This is a genomic window from Streptomyces sp. Wb2n-11, from assembly GCF_001049855.1.
Taxonomy (GTDB): domain Bacteria; phylum Actinomycetota; class Actinomycetes; order Streptomycetales; family Streptomycetaceae; genus Streptomyces; species Streptomyces altiplanensis.
On sequence record NZ_CVPB01000001.1, the window covers coordinates 7269447 to 7289762 of the forward strand.

General features: G+C 70.9%; 21 protein-coding genes and 1 pseudogene. 10 read left to right on the forward strand and 12 right to left on the reverse strand.

Annotated elements, in window-relative coordinates; all coding sequences use genetic code 11:
• Positions 1 to 74 precede the first annotated feature (74 nt).
• Together BN1555_RS33035 and BN1555_RS33040 are read right to left on the reverse strand one after the other, a co-directional pair.
• Positions 75 to 1964, reverse strand: coding sequence for an ABC transporter ATP-binding protein (locus BN1555_RS33035; protein WP_093802827.1), 1890 nt, complete (start codon positions 1962 to 1964; stop codon positions 75 to 77).
• A gap of 322 nt (positions 1965 to 2286) precedes the next feature.
• The gene (locus tag BN1555_RS33040; RefSeq protein ID WP_093802829.1) at positions 2287 to 2475 is read right to left on the reverse strand and encodes a hypothetical protein; all 189 of its coding nucleotides are present in this window, start codon (positions 2473 to 2475) and stop codon (positions 2287 to 2289) included.
• A 72-nt stretch (positions 2476 to 2547) separates the two neighbouring features.
• Between BN1555_RS33040 and BN1555_RS33045 the strand changes: the two are divergent.
• The 3 genes and pseudogenes from BN1555_RS33045 to BN1555_RS33055 all read left to right on the forward strand — a co-directional run bounded on the left by BN1555_RS33045 (position 2548) and on the right by BN1555_RS33055 (position 4599).
• Positions 2548 to 2999: pseudogene (locus BN1555_RS33045) on the forward strand (GNAT family N-acetyltransferase).
• A 348-nt stretch (positions 3000 to 3347) separates the two neighbouring features.
• Positions 3348 to 3599, forward strand: a complete 252-nt coding sequence (locus BN1555_RS33050; protein ID WP_093803829.1) for a DUF397 domain-containing protein — start codon at positions 3348 to 3350, stop codon at positions 3597 to 3599.
• A 73-nt stretch (positions 3600 to 3672) separates the two neighbouring features.
• Positions 3673 to 4599 (forward strand): helix-turn-helix domain-containing protein, encoded by a 927-nt coding sequence (locus BN1555_RS33055; RefSeq protein ID WP_093802830.1) that lies wholly within the window; start codon positions 3673 to 3675, stop codon positions 4597 to 4599.
• 27 nt (positions 4600 to 4626) lie between these two features.
• Here BN1555_RS33055 and BN1555_RS33060 read toward each other — a convergent pair whose 3' ends face one another.
• The gene (locus BN1555_RS33060; protein WP_093802831.1) at positions 4627 to 5442 is read right to left on the reverse strand and encodes an SAM-dependent methyltransferase; all 816 of its coding nucleotides are present in this window, start codon (positions 5440 to 5442) and stop codon (positions 4627 to 4629) included.
• Positions 5443 to 5658: 216 nt separating this feature from the next.
• On the reverse strand, positions 5659 to 6141 hold the full coding sequence (locus tag BN1555_RS33065) for a sigma factor-like helix-turn-helix DNA-binding protein (protein WP_093802833.1): 483 nt from the start codon (positions 6139 to 6141) through the stop codon (positions 5659 to 5661).
• 817 nt (positions 6142 to 6958) lie between these two features.
• Between BN1555_RS33065 and BN1555_RS33070 the strand changes: the two genes are divergently transcribed.
• Positions 6959 to 7390 (forward strand): PPOX class F420-dependent oxidoreductase, encoded by a 432-nt coding sequence (locus tag BN1555_RS33070; protein WP_093802834.1) that lies wholly within the window; start codon positions 6959 to 6961, stop codon positions 7388 to 7390.
• A 99-nt stretch (positions 7391 to 7489) separates the two neighbouring features.
• Here the strand turns inward: BN1555_RS33070 and BN1555_RS33075 are convergent, their stop codons facing one another.
• The 6 genes from BN1555_RS33075 to BN1555_RS33100 all read right to left on the reverse strand — a co-directional run bounded on the left by BN1555_RS33075 (position 7490) and on the right by BN1555_RS33100 (position 11700).
• Positions 7490 to 7924, reverse strand: coding sequence for a protein-tyrosine phosphatase family protein (locus tag BN1555_RS33075; RefSeq protein ID WP_093802835.1), 435 nt, complete (start codon positions 7922 to 7924; stop codon positions 7490 to 7492).
• Between the two features lie 67 nt (positions 7925 to 7991).
• Positions 7992 to 9290 (reverse strand): amidohydrolase family protein, encoded by a 1299-nt coding sequence (locus tag BN1555_RS33080; RefSeq protein WP_176710320.1) that lies wholly within the window; start codon positions 9288 to 9290, stop codon positions 7992 to 7994.
• Positions 9291 to 9411: 121 nt separating this feature from the next.
• The gene (locus tag BN1555_RS33085) at positions 9412 to 9711 is read right to left on the reverse strand and encodes a hypothetical protein (RefSeq protein ID WP_304364548.1); all 300 of its coding nucleotides are present in this window, start codon (positions 9709 to 9711) and stop codon (positions 9412 to 9414) included.
• A gap of 200 nt (positions 9712 to 9911) precedes the next feature.
• Positions 9912 to 10607 (reverse strand): GntR family transcriptional regulator, encoded by a 696-nt coding sequence (locus BN1555_RS33090; RefSeq protein WP_093802838.1) that lies wholly within the window; start codon positions 10605 to 10607, stop codon positions 9912 to 9914.
• Positions 10608 to 10785: 178 nt separating this feature from the next.
• Positions 10786 to 11088: a cupin domain-containing protein gene (locus tag BN1555_RS33095; RefSeq protein WP_093802839.1), complete on the reverse strand. Its 303-nt coding sequence runs from the start codon at positions 11086 to 11088 to the stop codon at positions 10786 to 10788.
• 165 nt (positions 11089 to 11253) lie between these two features.
• Positions 11254 to 11700 carry a LysR substrate-binding domain-containing protein gene (locus BN1555_RS33100; protein ID WP_093802840.1) on the reverse strand — a complete coding sequence of 149 codons (447 nt, stop codon included), beginning with the start codon at positions 11698 to 11700 and terminating at the stop codon, positions 11254 to 11256.
• Positions 11701 to 11732: 32 nt separating this feature from the next.
• On the opposite strand from BN1555_RS33100, the gene BN1555_RS33105 reads away from it, so the two are divergent.
• The 5 genes from BN1555_RS33105 (at position 11733) to BN1555_RS33125 (ending at position 17416) form a co-directional block, all read left to right on the forward strand.
• On the forward strand, positions 11733 to 12008 hold the full coding sequence (locus BN1555_RS33105; RefSeq protein WP_093802841.1) for a DMT family transporter: 276 nt from the start codon (positions 11733 to 11735) through the stop codon (positions 12006 to 12008).
• Positions 12009 to 12148: 140 nt separating this feature from the next.
• Positions 12149 to 12706: a GNAT family N-acetyltransferase gene (locus BN1555_RS33110; RefSeq protein WP_093802842.1), complete on the forward strand. Its 558-nt coding sequence runs from the start codon at positions 12149 to 12151 to the stop codon at positions 12704 to 12706.
• Between the two features lie 486 nt (positions 12707 to 13192).
• Complete coding sequence (locus BN1555_RS33115) at positions 13193 to 14848, forward strand: cellulase family glycosylhydrolase (protein WP_093802843.1); 1656 nt, start codon at positions 13193 to 13195, stop codon at positions 14846 to 14848.
• A complete protein-coding gene (locus BN1555_RS33120; RefSeq protein ID WP_176710214.1) occupies positions 14845 to 15291 on the forward strand; it encodes a cellulose binding domain-containing protein in 447 nt (148 codons plus the stop codon). The genes BN1555_RS33115 and BN1555_RS33120 overlap by 4 nt, the downstream gene beginning before the upstream one ends.
• A 109-nt stretch (positions 15292 to 15400) precedes the next feature.
• Positions 15401 to 17416: a glycoside hydrolase family 9 protein gene (locus BN1555_RS33125; protein WP_255306301.1), complete on the forward strand. Its 2016-nt coding sequence runs from the start codon at positions 15401 to 15403 to the stop codon at positions 17414 to 17416.
• A gap of 257 nt (positions 17417 to 17673) precedes the next feature.
• Here BN1555_RS33125 and BN1555_RS33130 read toward each other — a convergent pair whose 3' ends face one another.
• The gene (locus tag BN1555_RS33130; RefSeq protein WP_093802846.1) at positions 17674 to 18294 is read right to left on the reverse strand and encodes an L-threonylcarbamoyladenylate synthase; all 621 of its coding nucleotides are present in this window, start codon (positions 18292 to 18294) and stop codon (positions 17674 to 17676) included.
• A gap of 147 nt (positions 18295 to 18441) precedes the next feature.
• Positions 18442 to 18900 carry a DUF6083 domain-containing protein gene (locus tag BN1555_RS33135; RefSeq protein WP_255306302.1) on the reverse strand — a complete coding sequence of 153 codons (459 nt, stop codon included), beginning with the start codon at positions 18898 to 18900 and terminating at the stop codon, positions 18442 to 18444.
• A gap of 486 nt (positions 18901 to 19386) precedes the next feature.
• On the opposite strand from BN1555_RS33135, the gene nadE reads away from it, so the two are divergent.
• Positions 19387 to 20217, forward strand: coding sequence for an ammonia-dependent NAD(+) synthetase (nadE, locus tag BN1555_RS33140; RefSeq protein ID WP_093802847.1), 831 nt, complete (start codon positions 19387 to 19389; stop codon positions 20215 to 20217).
• The last annotated feature ends 99 nt before the right edge of the window (positions 20218 to 20316 follow it).

Genomic DNA, 20316 nt, shown 5'->3' on the forward strand with positions numbered 1-20316 from the left:
CATCGCCACGTCGGCCGCGCCGCCGGAGGCGCCCGCGGCGACGGCTCTCAGCCCCCACCGCCACGGGAGGCACCTCAGTGGACGGAGTGTGCCTCCTCCGCCCCCGGACGGTCGAACTGGGTGCGGTACAGCTCCTGGTACCGGCCTCCGGCGGCCAGTAGTTCCGCGTGGGTCCCGCGCTCGACGATCCGGCCCTCCTCGACGACCAGGATCAGGTCGGCGGCTCGTACGGTAGAGAGCCTGTGGGCGATCACCACGGCGGTACGGCCCTCGAGCGCCTCGTCCAGAGCCTCCTGGACGGCCGCCTCGGAGGTGGAGTCGAGGTGGGCGGTCGCCTCGTCGAGGATGACGACCCGCTGGCGGGCCAGCAGCAGCCGGGCGATGGTCAGCCGCTGCCGCTCGCCGCCGGAGAACCGGTAGCCGCGTTCGCCCACGACGGTGTCGAGGCCGTCGGGCAGCGAGGCCACCAGAGCGTCGAGGCGGGAGCGGCGCAGGGCGGCCCAGATGTCGTCCTCGGTGGCGTCGGGCCGGGCGAGGAGCAGGTTGGCGCGTACGGACTCGTGGAAGAGGTGCCCGTCCTGGGTGACCATGCCGATGGTCTCGCGGATCGAGGCGGCGCTCAGGTCCCGTACGTCGACGCCGTTCAGCCGTACGGAACCGGAGTCGGCGTCGTACAGCCTCGGCAGGAGCTGCGCGATCGTGGACTTGCCCGCGCCGGAGGAGCCGACCAGGGCGACCATCCGGCCGGGCTCGGCGCGGAAGGAGACACCGTGCAGAACCTCGGCGGCGTCACGGGAGTCGAGGGTCGCGACTTCTTCGAGGGACGCGAGGGAGACCTTGTCGGCGGAGGGATAGGCGAAGGAGACCCCGTCGAACTCCACCGAAACCGGCCCGTCCGGCACCCGGCGGGCGTCCGGCTTCTCGGCGATCAGCGGCTCGAGGCCGAGGATCTCGAAGACCCGCTCGAAGCTCACCAGCGCGCTCATCACCTCGACCCGGGCACCGGCCAGCGCGGTCAGCGGGGCGTAAAGGCGGGTCAGGAGCAGGGCGAGGGCGACGACCGCTCCCGGGTCGAGGCTGCCGCGCAGCGCGTAGTAGCCGCCGAGTCCGTAGACCAGGGCGAGTGCCAGGGCGGACACCAGGGTGAGGGCGGTGATGAACGCGGACTGGGTCATGGCGGTACGGATGCCGATGTCCCGCACCCTGCGGGCGCGTGCGGCGAATTCCGCGGACTCGTCGGCCGGGCGTCCGAAGAGCTTGACGAGCGTCGCGCCGGGGGCGGAGAAGCGTTCGGTCATCTGGGTGCCCATGGCGGCGTTGTGGTGGGCGGCCTCCCGCTGCAGCTTCGCCATCCGGGAACCCATCCGGCGGGCCGGGACGACGAACACCGGCAGCAGGACGAGGGCGAGCAGGGTGATCTGCCAGGAGATGCCGAGCATCACGGTGAGAGTCAGCAGCAGGGTGACGAGATTGGAGACGACGCCCGAGAGCGTGTTGCTGAAGGCCCGCTGAGCGCCGATGACGTCGTTGTTGAGCCGGCTGACGAGTGCGCCGGTCCGGGTGCGGGTGAAGAAGGCGACCGGCATGCGCTGGACGTGGTCGAAGACCGCCGTACGGAGATCGAGGATCAGCCCCTCGCCCAGGGTGGCCGAGAGCCGGCGTGTCAGCAGACCGAGACCCGCCTCGACGACGGCGATGGCGGCGATGAGGAGCGCGAGCCGGGTGACCGTGCCGGTCTCCTGGCCCTGGACGATCGCGTTGATGACGTTGCCGGCGAGGACGGGTGTGGCCACCGCGAGCAGGGCGGTGACCACACTGAGCAGCAGGAAGCGGTACAGCTGCCGGCGGTGCGGCCGGGCGAAGGAGGCGATGCGGCGCAGGGTGACCCGGGAGAAGGGCCTCCGGTCCTGTTGGGCGTTCATCGCGCTGTGCAGCGATGTCCACGCGGTGACTTCCATGTCCATGAGGTGCCTCCGGGGCTGGTGGGCCGACGCGGTGCCCGTCGGCCGGTGTGGCCCGGGGCGCACACGGAAAGTTAGATCCTGAACCGGACTTCAGGTCAAGGGAAGCCGCGGGCACCGGTCCTCGCACCCGCTCGGGCCGGTGCCCGGCCGCGGGAGTCACCGCTGTCGCGGCGCGGCTGCCCGGTCCCTGCACCGCTGGCGGGCGGGGGAGGCCCGGCGGTGGGCGAGGGGGCGCCACACCCGGGCGGTCCCGGCCCGCACCGCGTCGAGCTGCGCGACGGTCTCGTCCGCCCCGGCGCCCGCCTCGCGCGAAAAGGTGCTTTCACGGGCCCGCCCGGTGACGGTCCGTGGCGTAGCCCCGGGACACGGCCTCGGAGCCGTCCGGTGCGGGCACGGGGAGGGCGATGCCGTCGCAGCCCGGGCAGCGGACGGGGACCGCGTCCGTGAAGTCGTACGCCGCGTACCGCCGATCGCGGAACCGGGAGGAGAGCGGGGCAGCTGTCGCTGTCATCGGGGAAGTGTGCGGCGCGAAAGATCACCTGATCACCAGGATTATGGTGCCCGCAGGACGACTGCACTCCGCCTGGAGAAGATCACTGCCGGCAATTTCGACGCCGCGATCGGCTTGAAGGTCCGCCCCGACCAGGAGCACTTGGTCGCTCCGGTCGTGAAGTCCCTCGCCGAGGCGTACGTGCACCCCGGCATAGCCCGGCCCCGTCTGATCCTCGACGGTGACCGGCCCGTCGGCTTCCTCATGGCCTTCCTCGGCATCGATTTCGCCGGCGACGGCAAGGGCACCGACATCCGCTCGGCCTCTGGCGCCTCAACATCGCGGCCGGCGAGCAGGGCCGCGGTTACGGCCGTTTCGCGGTCGAGTCCGTGGCCGCCGAAATCCGCCGCCGCGGCGGCACCCGCCTCACCACCACCTGGCACCCGGGGGAGGACGGCCCCGAGCGCTTCTACCTCGGGCTCGGGATCCGGCCGACAGGGGAGACGAGCGGGGACCAGAGGGTGGGAGAACTGGAGTTGGGCTAGGCACGGAACCGCCTGGGGCCCCTGGGCCCGGCCGCGAGTGGGACGTCACGCCCGCGTTCCTCTTTCGAGTGAACTGCCGTGTGTGTGCTTGGGAAGACCGGCGACGTTTCCGGGTTGGTTCTGTGCGGTTTTCGTATACCCCTGCACTTTTTCTCCCCTGGGGGATCGCCGGTCGCGCGGCCCGCGAACGGCCGGGTCGTGAAGTTAGTATCCCCACCGTCCGCACGGCGCGTGCAATTGCACGCGAAATCCCACGATCTCCTTCGTGGGCGCGTCTGTTCCCAGGTCCGGAGCGGTCGCCGCAGCCGTGTTGCGGAGTTGTTCGAACGGTTCGGCGAGAGAGGTGTCATGCGACAGGTCAGTAATGGAGTTCCGGCCGGTTCTCTGGTGAACGTCACCTGGGTGAAGAGCCGGCACAGCAACGCGGTGGGCAACTGCGTCGAGGTGGCGGCCCTTTCGTGCGGTGAGGTGGCAGTCCGCAACTCCCGCGATCCGCAGGGGCCGGCACTGGTGTACACGCGTGCCGAGATCGACGCGTTTCTCGCCGGCGTCAAGGAAGGGGAATTCGATCACTTCGCCCTGGAGGGGCGCGCGACATAGCGGATACCGGGCGTGGACCGGGCTCCTGGCTGCAACACTCGTCTTCGAGCCCTGTCGTCGAGCTGGAGCCGCTATGTCCGCCCTGCCGAACCGAGTCGTGTCCCTCGAGCGTTACCTGCAACGCCCCGGCCAGGCGCCCGTCCTGCTGAAGAGGCTGGTGGGCCGCCACCTGGCAGCTTTGCGCGAGGAGGCGGGCCTTTCGCAGGGGCAGGCCGCCAAGCGCGCCGGGTTCAGCAACTCGAAGATCTGCCGAATCGAGCAGGGCAGAGGAAAGAAGCCGGCCGAGGAGAAGGACGTGGCCCTTCTGCTCGGCCTCTACGGCGCCGGGGCGGACGAGGCATCTCTGATGCGGGAGCTGCTGCACCGGGCCGAGGGATCCGTGTGGTGGCAGCGCTACAGCCACACCACGCTGCCCGAGTGGCTCGAGGAGTTCATCGGTCTGCAGGAGTCCGCGGAGACGATCCGTACCTACGAGGTGCAGCTCATCCCCGGGCTGCTGCAGACCGAGAGCTTCGCCCGTACTGTGATCAGTCTCGGTCTTCCGATGGCCGGCCGGGCCGAGGTGGAGCAGCGTACGCAGCTCCGGATGCGCCGCCAGGAGATGCTGGCGCGGCCGCATCCGCCTTTCCTGTGGGCCCTGATCGACGAATCCGCGCTCCACCGGACACTGGGCAGGCCCGACGTGATGCGGGAGCAGCTGCAGCACCTGCTGGACGTCTCCAGGCTGTCGGACGAGAACTCCGCCATCACGCTGCAGGTGGTCCCCCGGAACGCTCCCGAGGCGCTGTCGTCGAACACCCCGTTCACTCATCTCCGTTTCCCCGAACAGGACGTGCCCGACGTCGTGTACCTGGAACAGCTCAACGGCGCGGAATTCCTGGAGCGCCCCGAGGCGACCGTGGAATACCGCGCCCTGCTGGACCGCCTCTCCGCGGCGGCCCTCACGCCCAGAGCCACTCGGGAGCTGCTGAAAAAGACCATCCAGGACCTCTCCGCCTGACGCGGGAGCCCGGAGTGCGCGTAGGGATCACCGGATCCGGGCGACACCGCCGAACTCGGTCCACTCATCGGTCTCCTGGCGCGGGGCCACGTCCGAGTCGGGCCGCCACGTGGAGACCTCCACGAGCCCGGGGTGGACGATGTCCATGCCCTCGAGGAACGCGTGTACGTCGCTCTCCTCGCGGACGCGCCCCCACCTTCCCTGTGTGTTCTCCCGCATGAAGTCGGTGACGAATTCACGTACCGCGGCGTCAGGGCTGACGAGTTGGCACACCACCAAAAAGCTGCCCGGTGCCAGGCGCGATGCCACGCGGCGGACGAGGCCGGCCGGATCGTCGTCGTCGGGAATGCAGTGCAGCACCGACACGAAGAGGGCGGCCACCGGCCGGCTCAGGTCGATGAGCCGCCGGGTGTCGGGGTGGCCGAAGATGCCGTCGGTGTCCCGCATGTCGGCGTGGATGACGGCGGTGGAGGCGTTCTCCTCCAGGAGGGCGCGGCCGTGTGCCAGCACGATCGGGTCGTTGTCTATGTAGACCACCCGGGAGGACGGGTCGACGCGCTGGGCGACCTGGTGAACATTGTCACGGGTCGGCAGGCCGGACCCGTGGTCGATGAACTGGCGCACGCCGTACTCCGCCGCCAGGGTCCTCACCACACGCTGCAGGAAGCGCCGGTTGTTCACGGCCAAGGCCTTCGTGCTGGGCACCTGCTCCAGCAGCTGCGCGCAGGCCTTCTGATCGGCGGGATAACTGTCCTTGCCGCCGAGGAGGAAGTCGTACATGCGAGCAACGCTCGGTACGGTCACGTCGATTGATGCGTACAGTGGTCGACCCCCGTGGTTCATCCGGCCCCTTACCGCACTGCTGTGACAGCGCGTCGCTTCGGTGAAGCCACATGGTAAGCAAGGCGGGGGCGGCGGAACCAGACCTCGATGGAGGGAGGTGGAGACCCGCGGAAGCGGACTGGTCGTTCGGCATATGACATGCGTGTCGGCGGGCACGCCGGTGCCCGGGCGGGTGTGCCGGGGCCTCGCGCGGATCCCGCGGGCCGGTGCCGGGGCTCAGGCCGTCGGCAGGCTGCGCCGGGCCGCGCTGAGCCAGCTGCTGACCGTCGGCTCCTGCACGCCCATGAGAGCGGCGGCCTGCCCCGGTGTCAGGGAGAGGTGGTGGCACAGGACCACCGCATCGGCTTGGACGGCCGGTAACCGCCCGTGGACGCCCTCACGGCCCGGCGCGGTGTGCTCCAGCGACAACGTGATCAGGTGGCCGAGCAGCCGCCAGGCCACGGCGGCCGGGCAGGAACTGCTCAGCGCCGTGGGCCAGATCAGGGCCAGTTGCCCCAGAGCGGCCTCCACCACCGCCCGGCCCGCCTCGGCGTCGGCGAGCCGGGCCTGGGCATAGCGCAGGTACGCATCCCGGTGCAGCAGGCAGAACGCGGTGTAGTCCAGCGGCAGGCAGACCGCGAGTGGCTCCGGCGGCCCGGAGGGGTGGTGGGCCCGTACGCTGCTGCGACCGGATCCGGGCTGGTGAGATGCCCCGGCCATGTTGGTGATCTCCTTCCGGGGTGTCGGCGCAAGCGGGTCGCGGGTCGCGGGTCGGGGGAGACGGGCGATGCCGGGCGGTGCTCTCGCCCGGACCCGTGGTCTCCGGCACGGGAGGAGAGGGGGCCGGTCCCCAGCGTGACAGCCGGGGAAATTCAGGACCTGAGTTTCATTGCGGGTGGCGGTGGAGTGTGGTTGCCGTGTCCTGCCGCGAACGCGGAAGAGCCCGCGGTGGAAAACAGGTCACGCATGGGTTTCCTTTCCTTGGTGGTCGTCTTCCCGGGGGCTCCGGCGACTTCATGATTTCCTCCGAGGTTTCCCGGCGTCGCGTATGCCGTGTGAATGAACGGTAGCGCCTGCGCTGCCGAGTCGCCATCAATTCTCTTCCCGTGGTAAATGCTTCGCCGGCCCGGGAAATGAAATTGCAGAACAACCGGAATCTGTTATTCATGCAATTGCGCGACCTGCTCCGGCGTGCGTTACGGCAGGTCGGAACCAGTCACGGTTTGAAATATTATGAACATTCCACGTCGAATCCGGACGGTGTCACCAACAGGACGGAGGGTTCCTGTGCGACGGGCGTCCCGCCCCTGTGGGGAATCGCACGTCGGCGAAGGCGGGCGACTTGTCGCCCGGGGCGGGGGACTCGCCGACCCTGGCGGTGACGCCGTCGCGGCCGGCCCCCGGCCTGCACCAGCCGGCTCTCAGGAGCCCCGGCGCGGGGCGTTCCGGACGGCTTCCCGAGGGGCCCGGCCATGACCGGCGGCGGGCACGCATCGCCGGGGAATAACCGGCGTCCGGTGAGGACTTGTCCCCGGACATGACTGCCATTCCGTTCAACCCGCGTACGTTGCTCGCGGAAAGCAGGCTCGGTGTCCTCGCGACCGTCAAGAAGGACGGCCGGCCTCAGCTCTCGCCCGTCATGCCCTCCTACGACGAGGAGGCCGGTGTCCTCTACGTCTCGATGACCGAGGGGTCGGCCAAGACGGCGAACCTGCGCCGGGACCCACGGGCCGCGCTGGAGGTCACCAGCCCCGACGGCACGGCCTGGGCCACCGCCGAGGGCACGGTGACACTCGTCGGGCCGGGAACGGACCCCCACGGCACCGAGGTGGAAGCACTGGTGGACTACTACCGCATCTCCGCCGGGGAGCACCCGGACTGGGACGAGTACCGGTCGGTGATGGTGTCCGACCGCAGGGTGCTCATGGTGATGCCGGTCGACCACGTGTACGGCGCCGATCTGCGCTGAGAGTGCGCCGAAGGGACTCCTCGTACGCCCAGGCCCGCCCCGGTGCCCGGTTCGTCCGGCGGGCGGGCTCGCCGGGCGAACCGGTGGGACGCGAGAGCGCTACGCGTCTTCGAAGCGCGCTACGAAGCGTCGCTGCCAGGGGGTCTCCACGGCGCGACGGTGGTAGTGCCGGCAGACGAACTGTACGGCCCGGTCTGCCGGGACCCCGTCAAGAACGGCCATGCAGGCCAGGGCCGTTCCCGTCCGTCCGCGCCCACCACCGCAGGCGACCTCGACGCGTTCGCCCGCCGCCCGGCTCAGTGCCTCCTCGAAAACGCTCCGAGCCTGCCGGCGGTCCCCGGGAAGCCAGAAGTCGGGCCAGCGCAGCCATCGGGCGTCCCACTCGGTCGACAGGGGCCGCTTCCCGAGCAGATGGACCGCGAAGGACGGAACCGGTCCTGGGGGGAGGGGGTGACGCAGGCCCCGGCCGCGCACCAGGACGCCCGAGGGGAACCGTATGATCCCGGGCTCTGCCGAACTCCAGTTCTCCGCCATACGGGCATGCTACCGACGGCCGGCTGGACCCGTCGTCATGCCGCGTGCCCGCCTCCGGAGCCGGACCTCAGCCGGTCGGCTCCCCGTCGCGCGCCACGATGCGGCCGCCGTGCACCACCATGTCGCGCTGCGGCATGTCCACCACGACCTGCGGCAGGCACTCGCCGCGTACGAGAACGAAGTCGGCCGGGGAACCGGGTTCGAGGTCCGCGTGGGCGAGGCCCATGACATCCGCGCCGCCGTGCGCCGCCACGCGGTAACAGTCCGCCAGTTCGTCGTCGAGGCGGACATCCGTGACCCAGCCCAGGAGGTGCGCGCGGTACAGCATGTCGGCGTTGCCGAACGGGCTCCACGCGTCGCGCACCCCGTCGGATCCGAGGCCCACGCGCACGCCGTGCTCCCGCAGTCGCGCGATCGGCAGTACCAGCGAGGCGGACGGCGCCACCGTCGTCAGCGAGATGCCGAGGTCTCCCAGATCGGCGGCGACCGCGCCGAGTTCGCGGTCGGTGAGGCCGGGCAGGCAGAAGACGTGGCTGAGGGTGACCTTCCCGCGCAGGGACAGGGCCCGCGTACGGTCGATGATGCCGCGCAGCTCCGTGAGCCCCTTCTCGCCCCGGTCGTGCAGGTGGATGTCCAGCCCGACACCGTGCCGGTCCGCGATGCCGAAGACCAGGTCGAGTTGCTCGTCGAGCGCCTCGTCGAAACCGATCGGATCGATGCCGCCGATCATGTCGACGGCTCCCGTGCGCGCGGCCTCCTCGAGCAGCTCGGCGGTGCCGGGGGCGCGGACGACTCCGTGTTGCGGGAACGCCACGATCTGGAGGTCGAGCGCGTGCCGCAGACGCTTGCGGGCCGCGCCCACACCCTCGACGCCGGCCAGATCGTAGGCCGGGGCCACGTCCGCGTGGGCGCGCATCGCCCGGGTGCCGCGGGACACGGCATGTGCCATCAGGCCGTACGCGCGTTCCGCGACGGGGCGACGCTGGCTGCGGAACAGTTCCACGTCCTGTTCGACGTAGTCGGCGATGCCGCTCGCCGGCTCGCGCGTCACCCAGGGGCCGCCCCACGTCGTCTTGTCGGGGTGGATGTGCGCGTCCACGAGCGACGGGAGCGCGATACGGCCGGCGCCGTCGACGACCTCGGCGTCCGCCGGCGCCCGACGGTCCGTGATCCGGCCGTCCACGACCGTCAGGTCCACCGGGGTCTTCGCGCCGAAGGGACGTACGTTACGGAAGACCGCGGCCCGGGAGGGGCGGCCGCCGTGCCCGTGCGCGGCCATGCCGGCAGCGGCGCCGCCCCGGTCCGCCGCGTAGGCGGCGGTGGGCAGCGCGGCTGTGGTGCCGGCCAGCGCCGCGCCGGCGAGCATGCTGCGCCGGGACATTCCGCCGGAAGAACTCGGGGACGGCTTCACGGGCACTCCTTCGGTGGTGCGGGCGGGGGAGGGGGAAGCGGCATTCCGCGGTGGTGCCGGGGGGAGGCCGGCCGGATCAGACCGCGATGCCCGCGCGCACGACCCGTACCGGTGTCTTCAGCGCGGAGACGTCCGCCAGCGGATCACCGTCCACGACGACGGCGTCCTCGGTGACGTCGCCGGTCGCCGGGTCGAGCAGCGTGCCGCCCCGGACGACGAGGTCGCCGCCCCGTTCCGCGCCGCGCCGGCCCGTGCCGCCCTGTGCCGCCGACGCGGGGGAGGCCGCCGCCACGGTGCCCGCGAGCGCGGCCGCGCCCGCGAGAACTCCGCGGCGGGTCAGCCTGCCGGACGGCGGCGGCACAGCTTCGACGCACACGGGGGCTCCTCGGGTGTGGTTACCGCGGACCCACTGTTTGTATACCAAGATGAGGGAGCGGGTAAGGAATGCTCCGTTCCGCACAGGCGAAAGCGGAGCCGGGTGCCACTTCTTGCGGTACCGACGCATGTCATGGAGTCGGCTTGCGTGTCCGGGCTAAGGCCGCGACTCGAAAGAACGACTTCTGGTATACAAAGTAATCACTGGGGAGACTTGAAGAGGGAGCGCAGCGCCACCGTCCTGCTGTCACGGACATGCAGCAGTGTGCTCGCCGCCGCAGCGTCCCCGTCGCCCGCCGCGATGTGCCGGAACATTTCCGCGTGCTGTGCCCGCATGTGCGCGGGCTCCTCCCGCAAGCCGAACAAGAGCTGGAGCTGCCAGCTCAATTGCTCCATCGTGCGGGCCAGCAGCGGGTTGCCCGACAGCGCCACGACGCCCTCGTGGAAAGCCGTATGGGCCGCCACCTCGCGTGCCCCCTCATCCGCAGCGGCCGCCTGTTCGGCCTGGCGCAGCGTGGTCTCCAGGACGGCCAGGCCCTCGGGATCGCCTGCCGCGGCCCGCGCAGCCAGCCGCGACGCCTGGATCGCGAGAGGCTCCCACACCTCGTACAGATGCTCCACATCGGTACTCTCCAAGCGGCGCACGCGCACCCCGCTGTGCGGCAGCAGTTCCAGCAGGTCTTCGGTGACGAGCGCACGCAGCGCTTCCCGCACCGGCACCCGGGACATGCCGAGTTCCTCGGCGACCTCCCGCTCGACGAGGCGGGAGCCCTGCGGGTAGCGCCGGTCGACGATCCGCTGCCGGATCGCTTCGCGCGCCCGCGCGCTGAGCGAGGCCGGCGTGCGCGAGGCGCCGTCCGTGCCGCGGCCCGGACCGGTCCTGCTGCTGTCCGCCACCTGTACCGTCCTTCGCTCGGGGTGCCTCGGGCGAGAATACGTCTCCCGTACGGGCCTTCCCGCCCCGCCGGCCCGCTTCTCCGTCCGGGACCGGTCGTATGCGGGTACGGCGATGGCGAGGAGATCAACGGCAGGAAGCGGAACGTGAGGGCGGAGCGCCCCGGCCGGGGCGCGGCGCTCACGAGACCGGAGGAGGCCCCTTGAGTTCGATCTCGACGAAGGCCAGCCATGCTCCGCCCGTGTTGACGACGTCGTGTCCGCCGCCTGCGGGGCGGGTGTACGACTGCCCCGCGCGCAGGTGCGACTCGCTCACCGACCCGTCCGGGGCGAACGCGCTGATGCGGCCGTCCACCACCGGCACGACGACATAGTCGTACTCGTGCACGTGGTGGCCGGTGCGCGTGCCGGGCTCGAAATCCCAGCGGGTGACCCGCACTTGTTCGTCTTCGTGCTGCACGCTCGCACGGGCGGTCGTCGTCATCGGGCCTTCTCCCTGCCTTCTTCCATGTTCCAGAATCTGGCACAACACCGTGCCAGGAGCTCGGCCACCGCTTCACGGCAGTCGAATATCCGCATCCGCATCCGTGGCCGGGCCCGGAGCACTGCCCGGCAGGGCAGTCCGTACCGGGCTCCCGATTGCGGGTGATCACTCGGCCGGCACGCCGTCGCCGTCGTGACCCGGCGGTGCTGCGCGGCGGCCGGCCCGCGTGGCGAGGAGACCGGTCACCAGGGCGAGTGGAGGCCAGTCGAGGCGGCCGTGCCTGGCGACGGCGTACGACCGCAGCTCGATGTCCGGAGACGTCAGGGGAAGCAGCCTGACGCCGGGGAGGAGCGCATGGCCCATGGGCAGCAGTCCCACGCCCATGCCTGCGGCGATCATGTCCTGCACCAGGTCGAGGCTGTCGGCCTGATGGTTCAGCCGGGGGCTGAACCCCGCCATGGAGGCGAGGGTGCGAACGACGTGTTCGTCGGCGGTGTTGCGGGAGTTGGTGATCCACTCGGCCGTGCCGAACCGGGCGAAGACGTCCAGCGTGGTGCCGGCCGGGACATCGGGACGGGTGGGGACACCCAGGCCCCACTTCGCCGTCCACAGCGGTGTCGTCCGGACGGTGGGGTCGACGGGCGGTGCTCCACCCTGTCGTCCCCTTCAGTCTCGAATTCCTTGCCCTGCGCCGGCTCACCACCACTGCCTTCGGCACTTTGATGTGTCTGGAACCCGCCGTCGCACTCGTCATCGGCATGGCCGCCCTGGGACAGATTCCCGGCCCCGCCTCCGCGGCCGGTGTCATGTGCGTCGTGGTCGCCGGAATCGGTGCCACCCGCGCTGACACGCGCGCGGCGCCACCCGCCGGCGATCACGGCCGGGCAGCCGAACACGTCGAAGCGGTGCCGCCCGCCTGACCGGCCCACCCGGAAGGGCCCCGTTCCTCCGGCTGGAGCGCACCCCAACCGGGTGGCAGGAGCCTGGGACTGGCCACCGGAACGCGCAGAGGGCCGTGCGAGGATCCAGGGACCGTGGACGGCAACTGTGGAGGGTGAGAATGTTCGCGACATCCCTGGGTGACGGAGCCGAGCTGCGGCCGTTGGAACCCTGGCAGGCCGAGGAGTTCCTCGCGCACATGGACCGCGGCCGCGAGTACATCGGCCGGCACGTCGGGCTCCCCGGCATCACGGCAGACCTGGAGTCCGCACGGAACTGGCTCCAAGTGTACGCCGACAAGACCGCGGCCGACACCGGCCGGCTGTACGGCATCCGGCTCGACGGACTCCTCGTGGGTGGCGTCCTGTTCAGGATCTTCGACGCGGGCACGGGCAACTGCGAGGCCGGCTGCTGGCTGGAACCGGCCGCGGCAGGACGCGGTCTGGCCACCCGGGCGGTACGCGTGGTCATCGACTGGGCGGTCAGGGAACGCGGAATGCACCGGGTGGAGTGGCTGGTCTCCTCCGAGAACACTCCGAGCATCAACGTGGCCAGGCGGCTCGGCATGAGCCGCGACGGAGTCCAGCGCCAGGACGACCCCTACCGGGGCGTACGGCAGGACACCGAGGTCTGGTCGGTGCTCGCACCCGAGTGGCGTGCCGCGCACAGCGCCCGCTGAGAGGCCCACGGCCCCGGCCCCCGGCCGGGGAACGTAATGGCCGGATGGGCAGTGGGGCGGGGCCGGCGGCACGTCCGGTCGGCGGATTCACGGTTCTTCGCGTTCACGGTGGCCGGTTCGCCGGGGGGCTTGCTTCGTACGGCGCCGTACGGCGAGGGCTCTGTGACCATGGCACGCCGACCCGACGGACCTCGGAAGCTTCCCGCCCTTGTTCGCGCTCCCTTGCGGCGCAAGGGAGCGCCCGCCGCTCCACGCGTATCCCGGCGAACGCGCGACTTCTCTTGCCAGCACGGCGGTACGCCCCTACAGTCCTGGCCAAACCCTCTGGGAGCGCTCCCACTCCGGTATGGGAGCGCTCCCACTCCAGCACGTGCAACTCCTTTCTCTCCGTTACAGACGGAAGGGCGGCACACAGTGGGACAGTCGGGACAGTTACGAACAGCACGAAGCGGAAGACGGCGCCTCCGAAGGCTGGTTGCCGCGGTCATGACCGCAGGGCTCCTCTCGGTGGGCGGTCTCGCGGGCGCAACGGCGGCCCGGGCGGCCGAGACCGCCCCGGTGACCGAGGACGCGACGAACGGCGCCGCGGCCGGTGACGACTGGCTGCACACCGAGGGCAACAAGATCGTGGACGCGAACGGGGACGAGGTCTGGCTCACAGGCGCCAACTGGTTCGGCTTCAACGCCTCGGAGCGGGTCTTCCACGGACTGTGGTCCGGCAACATCACCGACATCACCGGGTCCATGGCCGGCCGGGGCATCAACATGGTCCGGGTGCCGATCTCGACGCAGCTCCTGCTGGAGTGGAAGAACGGGCGGGCGACCGTTCCGTCCGGCGTCAACAACCACGCCAACCCCGAGATCGCCGGCAAGACCTCACTGGAGATCTTCGACTACTGGCTGCGCCTGTGCGAGCAGTACGGCATCAAGGTGATGCTCGACGTGCACAGCGCGGAGGCCGACAACTCCGGTCACATCTACCCGGTGTGGTGGAAGGGCGCCATCACGGCCGAGCAGTTCTACACCGCGTGGGAATGGGTGACAGCCCGCTACAAGGCCGACGACACCCTCGTCGCCATGGACATCAAGAACGAGCCGCACGGCAAGGCGAACGAAGCCACCCGCGCCAAGTGGGACGGCTCGGCCGACCAGGACAACTTCAAGTACGCCTGTGAGACCGCGGGCAAACGGATCCTGGCGATCAACCCGAACGTCCTGGTGCTGTGCGAAGGCATCGAGGTGTACCCCAAAGCCGGTGTGAGCTGGGCCTCCTCCACCCCGACCGACTACTACTCCACCTGGTGGGGCGGCAACCTGCGCGGCGTACGCGACCACCCGGTCGATCTCGGCGCCCACAACGACCAGCTCGTGTACTCCCCGCACGACTACGGCCCGCTCGTCCACGCCCAGCCCTGGTTCTCCGGAAACTGGGACCGCACCACGCTCGAACGGGACGTCTGGGACCCCAACTGGCTCTACCTGCACAAGGAGAACAAGTCGCCGCTCCTCATCGGCGAATGGGGCGGGTTCCTCGACGGCGGACCGAACGAGAAGTGGATGAAGGCGCTGCGCGACCTCATCGTGGAGAACCGCATCCACCAGACCTTCTGGTGCATCAACCCCAACTCCGGTGACACCGGAGGTCTCCTGCTGGGCGACTGGAAGTCGTGGGACGAGGAGAAGTACGCCCTGCTGAAGCCCGCCCTGTGGCAGCACGGCGGCAAGTTCGTCAGCCTCGACCACGAGGTCCCGCTCGGTGGCGCCGGGAGCACCACGGGCATCAGCCTGACCGACGTGTACGGGGACGGGGGCGGAGGCCCCGGCCCGGACGACACCACCGCGCCCACCGCGCCGGCCGGGCTCAGCGCCACCGCGAAGACCGCGGACAGCGTGTCGCTGTCGTGGTCGGCTTCGGCGGACAACGTGCGCGTGACCGGTTACGACGTCTACCGGGGCACGGCGAAGGTGAACACGACGCCGGTGGCCGGTACCTCGTTCACGGACACCGGACTCTCGCCCTCGACCGCGTACAGCTACACCGTGCGGGCGCGGGACGCGGCGGGCAACGTATCGGCACCCTCAGCGGCGTTGAGTGTGACGACCGGGCCCGGAGGCGGGGGCGGCGATCCCTCGGGGCGGTGAAGGTCCGCTACAAGAACAACGACGCCTCCGCCACGGACAACGCCATCCGCCCGGGGCTCCAGGTCGTCAACACCGGATCCGCCTCCCTCGACCTGAGCACGGTGTCGGCGCGCTACTACTTCACCCGTGACGGCGGTGCGGTGTCGGTCAGCGCGTGGTGCGACTACGCGGCGGTCGGGTGCGCGCAGGTGAAGCTGAGGGTCGTCCCGCTGACCACTCCGGTCGCGGGCGCGGACGCCTACCTGGAGGTGTCGTTCGCCGGGGGCTCCCTCGCGGCGGGCAAGGACACCGGTGACATCCAGGTGCGGATGAGCAAGGCGGACTGGTCGGGCTTCGACGAGACCGACGACTACAGCCGCTCGACGGCCACCGCGTACGCGGACGCCCCGGCGGTCCCCGCCTACACGGGCACCCGTCACGCCTGGGGTACACCGCCCGCCTGACGGACCGAAGCCCCTGTCCGCCCGGCTGCCGCTCGACGGCGCCGGGCGGACAGGCCCACCACTCCGCCCACCCGCACCGGCTCGGCCGACGAACGGAAGGGACATTCCGTTGCGCGCGCTCACCCTCCTGAAACCCGGAAGAGACCGAAGAACCGTACGGCGTCCACGCCGTACCACCGCCCTCGCCGGTACGGTCGCCGCCGGCCTCCTCCTTCCCCTCTCGCTGCCGGCCACCGCCTCCGCCGCGCCCGCCTTCGACTACGGCGAGGCACTCCAGAAGTCGATCCTGTTCTACGAGGCCCAGCAGTCCGGCGAGATCCCCGGCACCAACCGCGTCGGCTGGCGCGGCGACTCGGGCCTGGACGACGGCAAGGACGTCGGCCTCGACCTGACCGGGGGCTGGTACGACGCCGGTGACCACGTCAAGTTCGGCCTGCCGATGGCGTTCTCCGCCACCATGCTCGCCTGGGGCGGGGTGGAGGAGAAGGCGGCGTACACCTCCTCCGGGCAGCTGCCGCACCTGAAGGGCAACCTGCGCTTCGTCAACGACTACTTCCTCAAGGCGCACCCCTCTGCGAACGTCCTGTACGGGCAGGTGGGCAACGGAGCGGACGACCACAAGTGGTGGGGCCCGGCCGAGGTCATGCCGATGGCACGGCCCGCGTACAAGATCGACGCCTCCTGTCCGGGCTCCGACCTCGCCGGTCAGACCGCCGCGGCGATGGCCTCCTCGTCGATGGTGTTCAAGGACAGCGATCCGGCCTACGCCGGTAAACTGATCACACACGCCAAGCAGCTGTACGCCTTCGCCGACACCTACCGCGGCAAGTACAGCGACTGCATCACCGACGTGAAGTCGTACTACAACTCCTGGAGCGGCTACCACGACGAGCTCGTCTGGGGCGCGATCTGGCTGCACAGGGCCACCGGCGACACCGCGTACCTGGCCATGGCGGAGTCGTACTACGACAACCTCTCCACCGAGCCGCAGACCACCACCCGTTCCTACCGCTGGACCCTCTCCTGGGACGACACCTCCTACGGGGCGTACGTGCTGCTGGCGCAGCTCACCGGCAAGCAGGAGTACGTCGACGACGCCAACCGCTGGCTCGACTGGTGGACGACCGGCGTGAACGGCCAGCGCGTCCGCTACTCGCCGGGCGGACAGGCCGTCCTCGACAGCTGGGGCTCCCTGCGGTACGCGGCGAACACCGCCTTCGCGGCGCTCCAGTACTCCGACTGGCTGACCGGCGACAGCGAACGCAGGACCCGCTACCACGACTTCGCCGTACGGCAGATCAACTACGCGCTCGGCGACAACCCCCGCAGGTCCAGCTACGTCGTCGGCTTCGGCACCAACCCGCCGGCCAAGCCGCACCACCGCACGGCCCACGGCTCGTGGACCGACCAGATCAACAACCCGGTCGAGAGCCGGCACACGCTGTACGGCGCGCTGGTCGGGGGGCCGAGCGCGCCGGACGACACGTACACCGACGACCGGTCGAACTACGTGAACAACGAGGTCGCCACCGACTACAACGCGGCCTTCACCGGGGCGCTGGCCCGGCTGTACGGGGAGTACGGCGGCAGCCCGCTCGCCGACTTCCCGAAGGCGGAGCGGCCGGACGGCCCGGAGATCTCCGTCCAGGCTTCGGTGAACGCCACCGGGCCGAATTTCACGGAGATCAAGGCCTATCTCGTCAACAAGTCGGCGTGGCCGGCACGGGCGCTGACCGACGCCTCGCTGCGCTACTACTTCACCCTGGAGCCGGGCGTCACGCCGGAGCAGATCAGCCACAGCACCCACTACAACCAGTGCGGCAAGGTATCCGGGCCCACGCGGGCCGCCGAATACGGGGACGACGTCTACTACGTGACCGTGGACTGCTCGGACGCGACGATCGCCCCGGCCGGGCAGTCGGCGTACCGCAAGGAGGTGCAGTTCCGGATCAGCTCGGCGGGGGCGTGGAACGCGGCGAACGACTGGTCGTACCCCTCCTCGGCGACGACACCGGGTACCACCCCGGTGGACGCGCCGAACATCGTGCTGACGGAGGGATCGGCGAAGCAGTGGGGAGCCACGCCCGACGGTACGGGCCCGGCTTCCGCACCTGCGCCCGCCTGACCCCTGCCGGCTGTCCGCCGTCCGCCGTCCGCCGTCCAGGGCGCCGTACCGACGGGCAGGACAGACCTCTTCCACACGCGGCTTCCCGGAAGGAGAAGCGTCCTTGCGCGTCCGCTCGCGCGCCGCGCGACGATGCGGCCGAGCCACACCTTCCTGTGCGGGGAGGACGGGCTCACCCCGCAGACGACACCGTCTCCCGGAACCCCGCCCGGGGACACACACCGGTGCTCCGGCACGTGGCGACGACGACGGGGCGGCTACTCGAACCGTGAGGTGTCGCCCGCCCCCCGGCGTACGATCTCGGCTTCCCCACTGGAGAAGTCGACGACCGTGGTCGGCTCGGTTCCGCAGTCACCCGAGTCGACCACGGCGTCCACCACGTGGTCGAGCCGTTCCTTGATCTCCCAGCCCTGTGTCAGCGGCTCGTCCTCGTCGGGCAGGAGCAGGGTGCTGGAGAGCAGCGGCTCGCCGAGTTCGGCGAGCAGGGCCTGGGCGACGGCATGGTCGGGAATCCGGACCCCGACCGTCTTCTTCTTCGGGTGCAGCAGCTGGCGCGGCACCTCCTTCGTCGCGGGGAGGATGAAGGTGTAACTGCCGGGCGTCGCTGCCTTGATCGCGCGGAAAACGTCGTTGTCGATGTGCACGAGTTGACCCAGCTGTGCGAAGTCCTGGCACACAAGGGTGAAGTGGTGGCGGTCGTCGAGGTTCCGGATCGACCGGATCCGGCTGAGGCCGTCACGGTTGCCCAGCTGGCATCCCAGCGCGAAACAGGAGTCCGTCGGGTACGCGATCAGCTCGCCGGAACGGACACCGTCGGCCACATTGCTGATGGTGCGCCGCTGGGGGTTCTCGGGGTGCACGTCGAAGTATTTCGCCATCCGCCGACCCTACGTGATCAGGGCACTCGCGTCAGGTGACCAGGACGCCGCCGGAACGGAACCGGCGCCGGCTTCGACGACGGGGTCGGGCCGCGCCCGCCACCGCTCACGGTGACCGGGGGCACTGACCGCACCGGCCCGGAGTGGTCACCCGACGCCGGACAGGCTGCCGGGCAGGGTGCGCTTCGCGTCGAGGCGTGCCGCGCGGAGCCGGTTTTCCTCCCGCAGCGCCGCCGGCCACGGCAGGACATCACCATGCCGGACCCCGGGGCAGACCAGGCGGTGCGCGATGCGGCACTCCGCTCCGGGCGGGGGTTCCTCGTCGCCGGTGTTCCACGCGAGGCCTTCGCCGTCGGTGCCGCTGCCGATGAGCCACCGCTGCCGGGGCGGTATGGCGTGCGCGGGAAGGGCGGGGAGCGGTTCGAGGAGGATCCACCGGTTGTAAGGGGTGAGGTACCGGTCACCGGCCAGCCCGCAGTCCGGACAGCCGCGCCCGGCCGGCGGACCCGCCGCGGTGGCGCCTTCGTCGTGTGCCTGTTCGGCGTCGGTGTGCCGGGCGAGCGCCGCCCATTCCTCGTCGGTCTGCGGCAGGCCGATATCCCCCATGTCTGAAGGATCCGGGCGTGGGGGTGGGATTGTGCAGGGCGTCTGTCAGCCGTTCCTGATGGGCCGGATGGGACGGGAGGGGCAGCGGGCGGCACGAGGGGCGGACGGCGCCCCGCCGGGCTGCGGGAGCGACGGCTGAAAGCCGCCGCCGTGCGAGGGCCGGCGGGGCGCGTCGACGTGTAGGGGACGGCCGCCGGAACGGGCGGGCGGGCACTGGGGTGTCGGCGCAGGGCGCTGCACGGGACACGGGTGTCGCAGCCGCAACCCGGCGGGCACGCTCCGAACCAGGGCCTGTGGTGCGGAGGCGGACCACGCCGGGAGGCGCCCGCCCGCGGGCGGAAGAGGATCCCGTCGACGACTGCGCAGCGGTCGCCCCACCGTCCGTCCGGCCGCTGCCGGGCAGCGGGACCGTCGGTCGAGATCCGCCGGACACCCCTGGGTAGGGTGGGTGCGGCAGCACATCGTGAACCGGAACAAGGAGCAGACGTGAGCGAGCCGGCGTCCATCGCCCTGCAGCAGGAGATCGCCCGGGAACTCGAGGTCGCCGAGACCTTCGAGGCCGAGCGGGAGATCGAACGCCGGGTGGCCTTCCTCGCCGAGCGGCTGACCTCCACCGGTCTGCGCTCCCTCGTGCTCGGTATCAGCGGCGGCGTCGACTCCACCGCCGCCGGCCGGCTGTGCCAGCTCGCCGTCGAGCGGGCCCGGGCCGCCGGGCACGAAGCGCGGTTCTACGCGATGCGGCTGCCCTACGGGGTCCAGACCGACGAGCACGACGCCCAGCTCGCGCTCTCCTTCATCCGGGCCGACCACGTGCTGACCGTGGACATCAAGCCCGCGAGCGACGCCGCGCTCGACGCCGCGCTGGCCGCCGGCGTGAGCTTCCGCGACGCTCACCACCAGGACTTCGTGCACGGCAACATCAAGGCCCGGCAGCGCATGATCGCCCAGTACGCGGTGGCCGGCGCGCACGACGGCCTGGTCGTCGGCACCGACCACGCCGCCGAGGCGGTCTCCGGCTTCTTCACCAAGTTCGGTGACGGCGCCGCCGACCTGGTCCCGCTGACCGGCCTGACCAAGCGCCGGGTGCGCGCCGTCGCGGACGCGCTGGGGGCACCCGCCGAACTGGTGTGGAAGACTCCGACGGCCGACCTGGAGGACCTCGACCCGGGCAAGGCCGACGAGGACGCGCTCGGGGTCGCCTACGACGACATCGACGACTTCCTGGAGGGCAAGCCGGTGGACGAGCGGGCCTTCGAAAAGATCGTCAGCCGCTACCGACTCACCGACCACAAGCGTCGGTTGCCCATCGCCCCCTGAGGACTTGCCCGGCCGTCAGGCCCGGCAGGGAGCGGGTGGTCCGACGAACGCGGAGCGGGCGCGGCCGGAGCCGTGCCCGCCCGCGGCCGGACTGCGCGG

Excerpts from the sequence above, each read along its gene's own strand:
- BN1555_RS33035 (WP_093802827.1), bottom strand. The coding sequence starts at position 1,964 with ATGGACATGGAAGTCACCGCGTGGACATCGCTGCACAGCGCGATGAAC.
- BN1555_RS33040 (WP_093802829.1), bottom strand. The coding sequence starts at position 2,475 with ATGACAGCGACAGCTGCCCCGCTCTCCTCCCGGTTCCGCGATCGGCGG.
- BN1555_RS33050 (WP_093803829.1), top strand. The coding sequence starts at position 3,348 with ATGCGACAGGTCAGTAATGGAGTTCCGGCCGGTTCTCTGGTGAACGTC.
- BN1555_RS33055 (WP_093802830.1), top strand. The coding sequence starts at position 3,673 with ATGTCCGCCCTGCCGAACCGAGTCGTGTCCCTCGAGCGTTACCTGCAA.
- BN1555_RS33060 (WP_093802831.1), bottom strand. The coding sequence starts at position 5,442 with ATGAACCACGGGGGTCGACCACTGTACGCATCAATCGACGTGACCGTA.
- BN1555_RS33065 (WP_093802833.1), bottom strand. The coding sequence starts at position 6,141 with ATGGCCGGGGCATCTCACCAGCCCGGATCCGGTCGCAGCAGCGTACGG.
- BN1555_RS33070 (WP_093802834.1), top strand. The coding sequence starts at position 6,959 with ATGACTGCCATTCCGTTCAACCCGCGTACGTTGCTCGCGGAAAGCAGG.
- BN1555_RS33075 (WP_093802835.1), bottom strand. The coding sequence starts at position 7,924 with ATGGCGGAGAACTGGAGTTCGGCAGAGCCCGGGATCATACGGTTCCCC.
- BN1555_RS33080 (WP_176710320.1), bottom strand. The coding sequence starts at position 9,290 with ATGCTCGCCGGCGCGGCGCTGGCCGGCACCACAGCCGCGCTGCCCACC.
- BN1555_RS33095 (WP_093802839.1), bottom strand. The coding sequence starts at position 11,088 with ATGACGACGACCGCCCGTGCGAGCGTGCAGCACGAAGACGAACAAGTG.
- BN1555_RS33110 (WP_093802842.1), top strand. The coding sequence starts at position 12,149 with ATGTTCGCGACATCCCTGGGTGACGGAGCCGAGCTGCGGCCGTTGGAA.
- BN1555_RS33115 (WP_093802843.1), top strand. The coding sequence starts at position 13,193 with ATGACCGCAGGGCTCCTCTCGGTGGGCGGTCTCGCGGGCGCAACGGCG.
- BN1555_RS33130 (WP_093802846.1), bottom strand. The coding sequence starts at position 18,294 with ATGGCGAAATACTTCGACGTGCACCCCGAGAACCCCCAGCGGCGCACC.
- BN1555_RS33135 (WP_255306302.1), bottom strand. The coding sequence starts at position 18,900 with ATGGGGGATATCGGCCTGCCGCAGACCGACGAGGAATGGGCGGCGCTC.